The sequence below is a fragment of the Sphingobacterium sp. PCS056 genome (assembly GCF_023273895.1).
In the GTDB taxonomy this organism is placed as follows: Bacteria; Bacteroidota; Bacteroidia; order Sphingobacteriales; family Sphingobacteriaceae; genus Sphingobacterium.
Map to the genome: position 1 here is coordinate 1,587,947 of NZ_CP096883.1, position 14,519 is coordinate 1,602,465.

Here is a 14,519-nt window from a genome sequence, read left to right on the forward strand (position 1 = left end):
ATAAAGGGACAGCGAACCGTCCCTTTACTATTTAATACATAAATTAAAGGCCGGTATATTTAGCAGATCCTGAACCGGGTACAGGTGTTGCGTCTGTTGGTTTCTCAGGAGAATTTATACCAAAACCTTCTTCAATCAGTTCGGAAGACATCAATACACAGATATTGGGATCTTCTGTCTGACAGTCCTCAAGATTCACCGGATTGGTAAGTAATTCATAATTCCCACCACCACGGTTACCGTAGTAATAGGTTGTCACTTCTTTTTTCACAGGTTCTTTTTTGTCAAAAGCTGCGTTTACGGTAAAGATACCACCAACACATAAAGTGGTTACGATGGCCATTAGGCCGATAGTCTTTTTGTTCATAATCTTAGTTGCTTTTTACGATTTCAAAAAGCATAAAGTATTAATTAGATGCCTACTCTGATCTGGGGTTTTCGGCTTCTCCCTAACAATATTTCAGGCCTAAAATATATGCGGTATATCGATGGCATTGCTGCCAGTGAAAAGAAAGATAAGTTTGTGCTGTTTTCAGAACCTTTAAAAAAAACGTTCTGTTGTCCGTCGGTATGTAATGATACATTTTTAATAACAGCCCGAAGTTTAAAAAAGAGGATGATAAAGTGCAAAGAAAAAACTATCGGGCTGTTTTGCTAACCAGTCTAAAACTTTATAAAATGAACAATGAAAAATTTTAATTTACTTCTAGCATTCAGTAACATGATAAAGTTAAAATGATTTTCTAATACCAGTCAAGAGGGCTGATTTTCAAAACTGTAAGATAAGTCACCATTTCGGTATAAGTCCGCAATTTTTTGGTATAATTCCGCAAATTTTTGGCCTTATTTTGATAAAATTTATCATAATTTAGAACGGTTCTAAGTGTTTTTTAGCATTATTTATATATTCTCTTGTGATAATTAGTAAGAAATTTCTGTTTTCCCCTATTATGTTTTGATACTTTTTGCGAACTTCCACTAATAAAGTATCACGCTTTTCGCCACTTTTATACCCTTCGATAATTGTTTTATTGATCAAAACACCGGGATTGATCTGTATAAATCCGTATGTCGAATAGCGTATTGCTAGATTACCGATACTGTCATTTGCTTTATAAAGATTACCTTCCATACTATTAAAGTAAACCTGTTTACCTGAACGGAAAAAACAAAGTACATCTTTAGCGACATTGAACCTGATAACATCATCTTTCCATTTTATTTCAAGATCGCCATTATCCAAATTGGGACTGGATTCATCTATTTTGAGATTTTGATGCTCAATTTCCCGGTATATTTCTTTTTCACTAGCCAAAATATAATATAACCAGTAATACACACTTAGCAGCGTAAATAGCCCACCTACGATGGGTAGATCAATCCATACAAAGCCGTTCTCAAATATGCTTTGCCCGTTTTCTTTAAAATAGAAATAGAAAAATAAAGCATCGATAAACGAAGGAAGTATAACGCAAAGTATAAATTGCATATACATACGTTTAATTCGTTGTGTACGCCAGTCACAATGCCTGTCAAGTCGTTTGGTAAAGTAATGTACCAGATAAATCAATCCTAATGCGATCGAAAAACTAAGTGCCAACTGGAAATAAAATTCCGGTGAGGTAAAGGCATCCGCAAAATCGGGCGGACGGCCATGAAAAAGAATATAGAGCGCAGCGAAAAGCGCGGCAAATACCCGGAATTTAAGGTTATGGTAGGAAACTGTTGTCATATGCAATGGTTTTAGGGTTAAGCATGGATCACAGTTCATTCAATTTTGGGATAGTCAAGTTACTGAAACCTGACGTAATGTGCAAAAGGATTTCCGTAATGATCGAAAGGGATTGGTTCGGTGCTTACCAAAAAGGAATACGCAAAAAGGAAAGTAAATTTACTTGGACGGTGCAGGTAAACCGGACAAAAGACTACGCCATAATGGGTTGCTCGTAAACTCACAACCCACCCCGGAGGGGACTTATTGCGTTTCCTTTTGCCGGCCTGCCCCTGTCCAAGTGGTTGAAAAGACTTTCTTTTTCCGTTTTCTTTTGGAAAACAGTTTTTTGTGCTTATACGTTTGGGCATTCAAGCGTTCGTACGTGCAAACGCTGAAACGCACGCGCGTACCTGCACAGGACTACAAAACTGATCAACGGGTTTGAAAGCTACATCACCGCGTAAACGATCCGCCTACAAAGCCCGGTTTTTGTCGAGGTCATTTTTCCCGATCACATCTTCGTAAAAAGCTTGGTGTTAATCCATAAAAAAACGGATCGCTGTCTGTCAATAGTGAGGTCAAGTTGTCCGAACTCAGCTTCCTAAAAAACTGTCGCGTCCGACACCGAAAACAGATTGCCGTCTGTCAATAGCAAGGTGTGTTTTTGTCATACAAAAACCTTTTTGTATGACGAAAACCCTTGCCACTATCGTGGTACAGTTTGGCTCCGAAGTCGCTAACCATATTGGTTTGTAACGTTTTAGTCATCAAGGATACTTACTGTAAGAAAAGTAATATAGTTTATGTACGTATTTACACTGCTTTTTGGGACAAACTGCCTTAATTACGGTTTTACCGTAATGCTGTTGAATTTAACAGGGCAATATTTGCAAACGCATTTTAAGATCAATTATGAAAACAATTTTTAAAGTATGGATTTTTATCATCCTGGTGATGCTTGCTGGTTGTGAGCTTAACGAGGAAGTTATCCGCAATGAAAAATATGCGGAAAAAATCAAAATAAGAGAATCATCGCTAGATGTTTTACTTGGAGAAAATAAGTTTGTAGCTGCCTATAATAAAGTTTATGCTACCCGCGATAAATCGCGTACTGTAATGGAACAACAGTACAATTTTACAATCGTACCATATGGCGCAAAAGTTATAGACGATGGTAATAATACTTCCTATACCTTTAAGATTACACGGGAAATTAATAACCCAGATTATTTTGAGAACCTTGTAATTAACGTAGATAGTTTGGGACAAACAAGTGCTTATATTCTAAAATATACACCAAGTGAACCGTTAGCGCCTGCCGCGCATAATTCTTTTAATTTTAAAGGGCAAGTAAAAATAACACCGATTGTGTACAATACTACGGAAACGGGTAAAACAACAATCTGTGTTACGGCGCAAATTTTGATGTGCGATCAGGCATGGAGTTCAACAAACACCGGTGTACACGTTGCTACCAATGACTGTCAGGATCAAAATCACTTATTTTATTCTCCTGTTACAACCTGTTATACTGTTAATGGAGATATTGGCGGTGGCGATTTTGGTGATGACCCTGTTGTTATTGCTCCAATTGGCGGCGGGGGCGGTGACCCTCCGGCAGAAGGCACACCTCCTAATAATTGTCATCGATGCCCGGTTATTATTACTGCACCTGTAGAGGAATGGGTAGAACCGCCTTTACATTGCGAAAAGTTAAATGAACTCCTTAAAAGCTTTAATTTTAAAGAAGCAATAAAAAAATTAAAAACAGAACAGGCTTTAACCGGCGTTAAAGAGCAAGGGTATAATTTATCATATAATGCAAAAGGAAATTTAGTCGTGTCAGAAGTTCCCGAAGCAAATACAGGTGAAAATAACGTAAATTATTCCACTTTCCCATTAGTTTTTGGCGGCATACATTGTCACCTAAACGGTCATTTCTCATTGTTTTCCGGCGCTGATCTGTTTTTATTGGAAAAATTTTATCAAAGGCATAATTACGTTTCAAACGGCGGTGTTTCCAACCCATTAATACCGGTTCATTTACTTGTTTCTAATATGGGCGTATATGCGATATCTGCCGACAATGTTCAAGCGATGGAAAAACTAAGAGAAATTTATTCAAATAATAAAAAACGTGAAAGCTTTGTGAGAGCGTTAGAAAAAAATTATCAAAAAATTGATAACAGTAGTTTTGCATTAGCAAATTATCAAAAAATATTTTTAGAGTTCCTAAAAGACAATGGTTTACAACTTTCATTGTATAAAGCTGACGATAATCTAACAAAATGGACTAAATTAGCTCTCAACGATAATCCTGAGACTAATACAAACAAACCTATTAATGAAATAACCTGTAACTAATATTGATATGAAAATAATTCTTAAATTTTTCCTGTTAGTAGCTTGCTTATCGTGTAAGGCGCAAGTCATAGTACCAATTGCCAGTGATAGTGATGCAGCATACGGAAACAATACTTATAATAAAGATGTTGATAATGATTTTGCTAAATATATTGGTACATGGAAATACCAAAACGGAAATACATCACTTACAATTTCTTTTGCGAAGAAAACATTCGAGTACTTCGAATATAAAAATTACTATCAGGATTTGTTAATTGGTGAATACAAATACATCAGTAACGGGACTGAAATTATAAATACATTATCATTACTTGCTGATAATTCACTAAGTGGTGACGATCATAATATTTCCGGAAATTTAATTTGGAAAAAAAATACTTACCCGGTATGTAATGATTGTACGCAGAATGAACGCAGAATTAAGCTTTCGTTTTATGATCCAGATAGAAGATATTTAAGCAGCTCTATTATTTTACGATATAAAAATGACAACGGTACCGAAAAAATAATTGTTAAAATATATAAAAGCGATAACTCCATTATGCAACCGGATGGGTCTCCGGATGAAATGCGCCTTCCTTATGGAGAGTACATTTTGACGAAGCAACCTTAGAATATCTTAGGAAGTTTGCCACGTTCCTGCAAACGGCCAGATGTCCGGTTGTATCACAAACCGATTTTTCAAGCCCCCTACTCGAATCTCGTGGGCTTAGCTGAAACAAAGATTTATACCTGCTAACTAGTCCAAAAGTTAGCAGGTATTTTTTATACTACCCCATAAATATCCTTCTTACTGTAAAATATTGAAGTACCCAATTATTACCTTCCATAATAACTAAATAGTAGAATTTTGGTAGATAGATTTTGATTAGGTGAATTAATACATCTTACCAGTTTGCCACGTTCCTGCAAACGGCCAGATGAACGGTTGTATCACAAACCGATTTTTCTAGCCCTTCACTCGTTACTCGTGGGCTTAGTTGAAACAAAGATTTATACCTGCTAACTAGTTCAAAAGTTAGCAGGAATTTTTTATAAAAGGGATTTTGATAAAAGTATTTAAAGTCTCAGTATTTCTCTGGATTTGAGTTGTGCACAACCGATAGATAATTTTTCACTGAGTTCTTTTATCCGTATTGCTTCCCTTATTTAATTGATATGTTGAACCGCTTTAACAAGAAGCTTACCCGTTTCAAAATCTTTAAGTTGAGAAAGTAAAAAGACGTAGAAAATACTTGACGAATTTCATTTAAGCAATAAATATCAGTATTTTCTACAAAATCATAAATAACTAGCTTGTTATACGCTTTATAAAACTCAACTTTAAGGCTTCTAAATATTTTACAGGATAGATTTTGATGATAAATCCTAACTTTTACAGCTTTAATCTATTGTAATACAATGAGTAGGATTAAAATTAAACAATAAATTCCTGACATCATCATTTGGGAATCAAAAAATAGGTTAAACAGAAATCGAATTTTAACTCATCAGATACCTAGGACTAGCTATAATTGATGTTTTTGTTATCTTAGCCGCAAATCTTTTTCTGCTAACAGTAAACATTTTTGAATTAAATATGAAACGCGGCACTTGTAATGGTTGTAATTATGATCAAACGATTTTTGACCTTGCTCCTTTCCCCATGTGGATATATGAGATGGAAACTTTTCGTTTTCTCGCAGTAAACAAAGAAGCGATTCGCCAATATGGTTACAGTGAGAGTGAATTTATGATGATGACAATTAAGGATATTCGTCCGGAAGAAGACATTCCGAAACTTGAAATAGCAGTAAAGAAAGCTAAGACACGTACTGAGATTTATAAGGAAAGTCTTTTTAGACACAAGAAACGTAATGGAGATATCCTTTATGTTCAGATCAAAAGTAATCTTATAAATTTTCGAGGTAAGAAAGCAGAGATCGTCACGGCGATTGACCTCACTGAGCGTTATAAAAAGGAGCGAGAAATTTTGGCTCAACAATATTATCTGAAAGCCATTGGTAATATCAATAAGATATTGCTTAAATCCAATGACTGGATCAGATCACTTAGTACCTGTTTCAAAATCATAGGTAATACAATAGATATAGATCGTATATACTTCTTTCAGAATAACTTAAAGAATAAGACTACTTTTCAAAGGTTAGAATGGAATCGAAATTGTATTGAGTCTCAAATTGATAATCCTATGCTTCAGAGTGTACCTCTTTCTAAATTTCCATTATTCATGAGGCCTCTTAGAAAGAAAAAGCATTTTGAAGCTATAGTCGACGAGCTTCCCCCTTCACCCACCAAAAGTATTCTGGAGTCACAAGACATTCAATCGATACTTGTTTTACCAGTATGGGTAGATGAAGATTTTTATGGTTTTATAGGATTCGATGATTGTAAACAGAGAAAAAAATTTTCAGATAATGAATTTCAATTATTATATGCCTTGACATCCAATCTCGCTCATGTGCTTAAAGAACATAAAGCATATCAGGAATTGTCATTTAGTGAAGGGAGGTATAAATCGTTAATCGAAAATGGCAGAGATCTGGTCGCTATTATAGATGAAAGCGGAAATTACAAATATGTTGCTCCCACTTCAAAAACTGTACTTGGAATCGATTCTGAAGAATTCTTAGGCAAAAATGCTTTTGATTTTATTTATGAAAAAGATATACCTCGCTTAAAACGTCAGTTGGCTAAAATTCAAAATTCAAATTACGTGTCTATTGAACCCTATCGCTTTCCGGATGCCAATGGTAATTTGCGTTGGATACGAACCGAGCTATCAAATCACGTTAACACGCCCTTAATTGAGGGTATTGTAGCTAATACACATGAGGTTACAGCAGAAATAGAGCAAAAAATTGTTAACGAGCTGGTTACAGAAATAACTTTAGCTGTAGCCAGACCTAACTCCTTAGTAGTATGTCTTAATGAAGCATTAAAAAAGTTGGTAAAGCTCCCCAAAATAATTGTAAGCGAAATTTGGTTGTTGGCTCCGGATAGCAGTCACTTAAATCTCGTTTCAAAAGCTTGTAAGGAAATTAGCCTAAATGCTTTTTATCAACATACATTGAACGTAACTTCCTGTAATAAGAAAGAATGTTTACCAGGTACGGTCTGGGATGAAAAAAAAAGCATAATCTGGAAAAACCTTTCTAACCACAAATATTTCGTTCGTGCAGAAGCTGCTAAACCTGTTAAGCTTTCAACTGGTATTGGCCTTCCTATAATTTATGCTGACCAATTTCTCGGCTGCATCGTATGTTTCTCGCAAGATACCGTTGACCAACTTTCCGAACAGATTAACCTACTAACCAATGTCAGCGAAAAGTTGGGGGCTCTTGTTAAGCAAAAGATCACTGAGGAAGAATATCGTAACTTTTTTAATATTTCTCCGGATCCACATTGCATAGTTGGTTTTGATGGCTATATAAAAAAATGTAACAAAGCGTTTATTTCTTTGATTGGGTATCAAAAGAAATATTTGTATACAACATCGATTTTTGATATCATACACAAAGACGATAAAGATAAGGCTGCTAAAAGTTTGATATCATTGATTAATCGCCGTTTGACGGAGCCTTTTAAAGGAAGATTTATGACCTCAAAGGGAGAGGTAAAATGGTTGTTGTGGTCAGCAACAGTTGCTTCCGAATCTAAAACTATAGTTGCTGTTGGAAAGGATATTACCGAACAGACAATAGCTGAGCAGGAATTACAAACAGCATACGAACGTTTAAAGACAGCTCAAAAAATTGCTAAACTGGGTTATTGGTATAGAGACATCAATTCAGATATTTCGATATGGAGTGAGGAAACCTATAAGATTTACGAATGTTCACCAGATACTTTTAAACCTACTATAGAGAATTTAATTCGAACTTTCCAACCGGCCGATAGATTTTTAATTGAGGGTAACCCTACAATGTACCTTATACCCGGAGAAGCAAAGAGCTTTGAGCACGAAATTATGACACTGTCGGGTAAAATGAAATGGGTTCGTCAGGAGGTAAGACTCTTGACAAATGAACACGGAACGCCTGTTCAGATTGAGGGTACAATACAAGATATAACTGAAAGGAAAGGATATGAAAAGCAATTATATTTAAGCAACGAAGTATTTAAACTTGCAATGCAAGCCAGTAATGAAATGATCTGGGATGTAGACCTTATAACTAACCAACTCACCAGAAGAAAGGATCACAATCAGACTTTTGATTGTAATTTAAGTGAAAGGTTTTCCTTAGATAATTCTTGGTTCAGTGCGATAGAACCCGGCGATCGAAAAAAAGTTTGGGATTCTCTTGAAAGATCTCTCGAGGATAGCAATGAAAAATCGTGGCGTGCAGAGTATAGGGTCATATCACAAGATGGAGTTATATCTTATTTTGTAGATAGGTGCAATATATTGAGAGATGAAAAAGGTAAAGCTGTAAGGCTTGTTGGAGCAGCGTTGGATGTCTCAGCTTCGCGTCGGTATATAGAAAGAATTAAGAAGCAAAATGAAAACCTTCGTGAAATTGCCTGGATACAATCTCATGTAATACGTGGGCCGCTTACAAGAATCATGGCTTTAGTTTACCTTTCAAAAGAACTTGGAGGAGGAGGCATGTCCACTGATGAAATAATGGAACTAATTATGGAATCAGCCAACGAGTTAGATAAGGTAATATACCAAATTACGGATAAAACAAACTCGATAAATGATGAAAATGCCAAAGATACTCAATGATTAATACTATTTATTCACGCAGGATAATGCAAAATGTATAATTGTAATTTGTACTTTTATATATGGTGAAAAGAGTTAATAGAAACTGAGACAAAAATTAATTTGTATAAGATTTTTTCATTTGATGTATGCCATAAGAATACATCATGATTACATTTCTTAGTCTCAAAACAGAATTTTGCGACGAGATAATATTATATTTGTAATGAGTTATACGGAAACAGATTGAAGTATAGTGCAATAAGAATCGTTACTAAATCGTTACCTAACTACTTCTCAAGTCAGTATAAGATGTTGATTTTAAATAATAAGCATTTATTAGCAATCTTTTAAAATAAAACAAACGTTACGCTCTGCAGACCGTTATATAGGTAGAGAATAAGAGTGGTTAGCATAAAAAATGAAAAATAATGATGAACGAAGAATTAATTCAACTTTCACAAAAATTTCCCGCCTGGTTATGGAATACAGCATTTATCCTATTTTCTTTTCTGATCGGTATTCTGATAAAAATTCTATTTATCCCCATTTTACGTTATCAGGCAATAGCACAGTCTTCCTACTCTTTATTTCGATCTTTTATACGTCGATTTAACAAGATTTTGAGCCTATTTATTCCGCTCGTTGTCTTTAATGGTCTGTTGCCTTTGAGTCGATTCAATACGTCAACACTTCATATCGTCAGTAAAATTAACGAAATCTTATTGGTCAGTTTTTTTGCTGTAGTTTTGATTCAGGCCATTAAAGTTTTTGAAGATTACCTGTATCATCGCTTCGATATCAATAAGGAGAATAATCTACGTGAACGGAAAATTAGAACGCAGATTGTATTTATCCGAAAGGTTTTTGTTGCGATCATTATTGTCGTATGTTTTGCCATTATCTTATTGAGTTTTGAAAGCATGCAAAAAATCGGAGCTGGATTATTAACAGGTGTTGGTGTTGGAGGTATTATCATCGGTTTTGCTGCACAGAAGTCGCTTGGCAATTTATTGGCAGGTTTTCAAATTGCGTTTACACAACCGATCCGCATGGATGATGTATTGGTGGTAGAAGGGGAGTGGGGCAAAGTGGAAGAGATCAATCTGACCTATGTCGTGGTCAATATTTGGGACAAGCGACGCTTGGTCTTGCCGATCACCTATTTTATTGAAAAGCCTTTCCAAAATTGGACGAGGTCTACCGCGGAGATATTAGGAACTGCTTTTATTTATGTTGATTTTGCTATTCCTGTACAACAGTTGCGGGAGAAATTAACCTCATTGCTTGAGCATCATCCTTTATGGGATGGGAAAGTCAATGTATTGCAGGTGACAGACCTGAAAGAAAAGACGATGGAGATTCGCTGTTTGATGAGCTGTCGCAATTCAGGACAGGCTTTCGATCTGCGTTGTTATATACGCGAAGAGATGATCAACTATATTCGAACAACTTTTCCAGAATGCTTGTCGAAAACGAGAGTGAATTATCAACCGGATGCGATTGGAATAAAATATGAAGTATAATGCTATGCGAATAGGAATAGGTCATTGACCTATTCCTGTATTCTTTTGATCGCTTCTTCGGTGTCTAAGGATTGATGATTTTCGTCATAAAATACCTCAGCAATATCTGCTTTTGAAATCAGAAAGAATTTTTCATTTTTTGAATTGATAAATGTTGTCTTGACCACATTTTGTCCATCTTCCATTAAATTTTCACTAAATGTGGGACTCAGGTCATATGTCTGTTCATTTAAAATATAGAGCATAGTTAAATCGTATAAAATGAATGTTTAAGGTCTCACATTTTTAGCGTAGGCTGAGCTTTTATTCAACCAAACTCGGAACGGGAGATCGACTATTTTTAATGGTGAAATATTTTTCAGGATAAACCCACCCTCTTCTTCTAGGTACGCATCTGGATTTTCGCCGTCTGCAATATGTAATACTTTAAAAATGGCATCTTTGTCCGTTTCATTAATATCCGATTGGAGCAACTTAACATGATTTTCCACTAACCAAATACTTACATCTTTATTGCTGAGTGCCACAACATGTGTAATTTCGGAATCAAAATTAGCTAATTCCTGTGCTGCTTCGTTCGGAAAAAAATCATTTAGGTAATTTTCATAGATCTTTCGGTCTTTATTGCGTAATGCATAATTTTTGATGATCAATCGATGTGGATGTCGATCAAAACTAAAATTTGTTGGATTTTCTAAAAATCCATAATGCTGATTATACAATATAATCCTAGCTTCCATATTATTTTTTTCTTCTTCCATAAGAGTCTTTTTAATCAATAAATTGCTATGAGTGCCTTATAACCAAAGGCTTAATCTGGCATACTTAAATCTAACGATCGGTGCTTTTTTTGTTATGGATACGGCAAGCTATCGTTTTATTTAATCGATGTCTTAATTTTAACAATTTAACTTCCATTAAGTTCAGTTTAGGATGAATATAGATGATGTTTTGATTTCCATTCAAATGTTGTGCAAGTATAGCTTTTGTTCTTAGACATTATGATGATCCAAGAGTGTTTATTCGGAATTATGAGTAGGTATCGTTCTTTTGCCATAGTCCGCATTCACGGTATGCTACTTTTGTTTAACTCATTTTGACTTTTATATAAACAAGATAGGTATATGATGGCGAAGGCAGCTTTTTATACTTAAATCCTAGATAACCATAATGCGCTATGATTTGTAGTTTATTGACTACAAGTATAAAGAATGCCCTTACTCAAAGCAAATTGTATATATTTTTAGAGTAGATTTGAGTATAAATTATAATAGCTAGATAAGAAATTAAAATTAATTCTAGGTTCTGCTATTGGACGAAATTAATCTTAACCTGATTAACATATGTTATTGACCGTTTTCACTTTACTGGTGTTATGCTTAGATACCATTTATATATTTGTAGATCTGAAAAAGGAAAATAGAGCATTTCGTCGGCATCTAAAAATAATACTATTTTTAGGTATAGTACAATTGGTATTTGTATTTATGTCAAGTATGCTTTATTCACATCGGTTTTATCTGATCTTGTCCTTTCCATTTGGTTTACTTTATGGACCGTCACTCTTATTAGCGATAAAACACAGGGGATTAACAAAATCAAGTCTTAATTTTTGGAAACACTGTATCCCATTTTTTTGTTTTTGTTTTGCTTTTATTTTGCTGATATTCAATAATTCTCTACGGTATCAGTATCATCTTGAGTATGTGGTTTTTTTACATTTTTTTACGATTGTCCAGATGATAGGTTATAGTATCTGGGTGTGGACTCTAGTTTCATCGACTTTAATCGGATTATCAAAACAAGGCGGACGAAAGTTATTTTGTTCTGTTTTATTTTGTGTGATGTCGGGTTTATCCATGCGATCATTAATGGAAATGATCGAAAATGGAGCCAATATTAATCTCCATAGTGAAGTAACGATTCTTTTATATCTCATTTTTCTTTTTTTTATTACATTTTTATTGGTCATCTGTAGTCAAGATAAAGGTTATGGTCCAACTCAAATGGAAGGTCATGTAAGTAAACAAAGTCGTATTCTTTCCATTCCAACTCCTTCAAAAAAAAGAACTGTCAGGAGAAAATCAACCGCATTGACAAGAGAACAGCAAATTGCCTATAGGTCTAGTATTGAGTTTTTTATAGAGACATTGGCATTCCTTGATAGTGATATGAATAAAGAAAAGTTTTGTAATGTCGTGGAAATACCTAGTGCGCATGTCGCTTCTTTTTTAAAGCAGGAATTTAATAAGGGTTTTAATGGATTTATTAATCAGTTGCGCTTGAATTATGCTGCTAGACAGTTGAAATCGGATCACTTTATATATACAATAGAAGATCTTTCATTGATATGTGGTTTTAGCTCAAGAGCATCGTTTTATCGAAATTTTCAAACGGAGTTTGGATGTTCTCCACATCAATTCAGATTTGAAAAAAAGCAGGTGATTTAAATCGTTTTTTGAACGGTATGTATCATGCTCTCTGAAAAATTTTTATAAATATTTTTGCTGTTGAATTGATTATTAGAAAAATCTAAAATTATCCTCCACTGCAGGTGTACCTCTTCATGATGTCAATATCGGAATCTTAATGATCTGTTTTTGATCCACGCTTTATAGTGATTTTTGAAGAAGATCATGGTGATCTAATCGAAGGCACTCTCTTGATGCTTGATCTTGTTTTATGCTATTTTTTTAATGTATAAGATAATCTCGTTGTCTTATTTTAGAGATACACTTGTAGTTTATAATTTCAAAAACATTTTCGTTTAATGGTAAAACGTCATTTGATTAATGTTGTGATCGATCTTATTTTATTTGTTAAGTGGTTGATTTTGAGTGTTTTTTTTATTTTTTTTATAATTTGAGATAGTCAAAATAACCTTGTCAGCTTAAATTGAGACATATAAAATCGAAACTAAATATAAACTTTGTCGTAGAGCGCTTCAGGTAAATTTGGCTAACTGCTGAGAGAATCGGATGTGTGATATAACATAAATTTCACCAACTATAAAGATCATTTTATGTACTACGATTATTATCTATATTATTTGAGTTATTTAAACTCCCTGTATAATGGTTATCCTTTGATTGTCAGAATGACCGTATTTATGGTCATGGGCCTGACTTTGATAATCGTTTCTGGTATGCTTCGATTGTTTTATGTGGGGTTAATGATCCATCTGAAATCAAAACGTGTGGCAAAAACGGAAATACATTTTGAGGATAAGCTCCTATTTGTCATGAAAAATAAAGCGAATTATGATGTTGAAGAGATCCAGCAGCTTTTGGAATATGATGCCGCTAACACAAAACGGTGGAAACCTGAAATTGTAACTGATGTCGTTTTGTCGGCCAAGAATCAGCTATTGCAAAGGGGTGAACTTAATGAAATCAATTATAAAAACTGTTTGTTAGCGCTCAATCTGATGGGATTTTGGGAAAAACGAATTCGTACTTCAGGGGTTGAGAAACGAAGAGCTGCTTTGCAGATTGTGGGCGATATGGATAATGGGGTGAATAGTGGTATTCTTTCGAAATCAACTTTTCATAAGAATCGTTATATCCGTAAAACAGCGCGTGATTTATATACCAGTCAAGACACGTATCATCCTTTTCGATTTATGGAAGAGAATTTTGATGATGAATTTACACAGCTGGATAAGCTAAGATTGCATGCTACACTGATCAAAAGGTCCAATGAAGGAAAACTACCCAACCTCATGCGCTGGGTGAATAGCTCGAGAAATCCAAATTATATCATTTTTATATTGAAGGAAATAGGATATTTCAAACAATATGAAGTCGCTGAGACTTTGATGACATTTCTTGAGAAACATGAAAATCGAGAAGTTAGGGCGCAAGCGGTGCTGACTTTAGGAGAACTGAATGATCATGCTTGTGCGTTGGATTTAATTGCAAGATACGCGTTGGAATCTACTGTGGTCAGGATCGCGATCATTAAAACGATGGGTAAATTAAAAAGTAAGGTGACACTGTCATTTCTTGTTGATGCTTATCGAGCAACAGAGGACGCTAATACGAAGCTTCTAATAGCGCGTGCTATTAAAAATCATGATCAAGAAGGAGATCTTGTACTCAGACAGCTGCAAGGAGAATTGCATGGAAATGAAAAGGAGCATGTTCTATTCAATCAGGTCTTGGCCGAGAAAACACTTGTTTCACTCTAAATCTTAATAGAA

General features: G+C 34.8%; 10 protein-coding genes. 6 read left to right on the plus strand and 4 right to left on the minus strand.

From position 1 onward, the window contains the following. Window positions 1–43: 43 nt before the first annotated feature. Window positions 44–367, minus strand: coding sequence for a hypothetical protein (locus MUB18_RS06715; protein WP_248755400.1), 324 nt, complete (start codon window positions 365–367; stop codon window positions 44–46). Between the two features lie 501 nt (window positions 368–868). Continuing rightward, a complete protein-coding gene (locus MUB18_RS06720; protein ID WP_248755401.1) occupies window positions 869–1,732 on the minus strand; it encodes a hypothetical protein in 864 nt (287 codons plus the stop codon). A gap of 894 nt (window positions 1,733–2,626) precedes the next feature. On the opposite strand from MUB18_RS06720, the gene MUB18_RS06725 reads away from it, so the two are divergent. The 4 genes from MUB18_RS06725 to MUB18_RS06740 all read left to right on the plus strand — a co-directional run bounded on the left by MUB18_RS06725 (window position 2,627) and on the right by MUB18_RS06740 (window position 10,318). Next, window positions 2,627–4,078: a hypothetical protein gene (locus MUB18_RS06725; protein ID WP_248755402.1), complete on the plus strand. Its 1,452-nt coding sequence runs from the start codon at window positions 2,627–2,629 to the stop codon at window positions 4,076–4,078. Window positions 4,079–4,085: 7 nt separating this feature from the next. Continuing rightward, on the plus strand, window positions 4,086–4,694 hold the full coding sequence (locus MUB18_RS06730) for a DUF6705 family protein (RefSeq protein WP_248755403.1): 609 nt from the start codon (window positions 4,086–4,088) through the stop codon (window positions 4,692–4,694). 966 nt (window positions 4,695–5,660) lie between these two features. After that, window positions 5,661–8,813, plus strand: coding sequence for a PAS domain S-box protein (locus tag MUB18_RS06735; RefSeq protein ID WP_248755404.1), 3,153 nt, complete (start codon window positions 5,661–5,663; stop codon window positions 8,811–8,813). Between the two features lie 410 nt (window positions 8,814–9,223). Continuing rightward, window positions 9,224–10,318 (plus strand): mechanosensitive ion channel family protein, encoded by a 1,095-nt coding sequence (locus MUB18_RS06740; RefSeq protein WP_248755405.1) that lies wholly within the window; start codon window positions 9,224–9,226, stop codon window positions 10,316–10,318. Window positions 10,319–10,347: 29 nt separating this feature from the next. Here the strand turns inward: MUB18_RS06740 and MUB18_RS06745 are convergent, their stop codons facing one another. Beyond that, window positions 10,348–10,563, minus strand: a complete 216-nt coding sequence (locus MUB18_RS06745; protein WP_045753582.1) for a hypothetical protein — start codon at window positions 10,561–10,563, stop codon at window positions 10,348–10,350. Window positions 10,564–10,587: 24 nt separating this feature from the next. Then, complete coding sequence (locus tag MUB18_RS06750; protein ID WP_248755406.1) at window positions 10,588–11,079, minus strand: hypothetical protein; 492 nt, start codon at window positions 11,077–11,079, stop codon at window positions 10,588–10,590. Window positions 11,080–12,057: 978 nt separating this feature from the next. Here MUB18_RS06750 and MUB18_RS06755 point away from each other — a divergent pair. Both MUB18_RS06755 and MUB18_RS06760 read left to right on the plus strand, forming a co-directional pair. Further along, window positions 12,058–12,768 (plus strand): helix-turn-helix transcriptional regulator, encoded by a 711-nt coding sequence (locus tag MUB18_RS06755; RefSeq protein ID WP_248755407.1) that lies wholly within the window; start codon window positions 12,058–12,060, stop codon window positions 12,766–12,768. Between the two features lie 572 nt (window positions 12,769–13,340). Next, on the plus strand, window positions 13,341–14,507 hold the full coding sequence (locus MUB18_RS06760) for a HEAT repeat domain-containing protein (protein ID WP_248755408.1): 1,167 nt from the start codon (window positions 13,341–13,343) through the stop codon (window positions 14,505–14,507). Window positions 14,508–14,519: the final 12 nt, after the last annotated feature.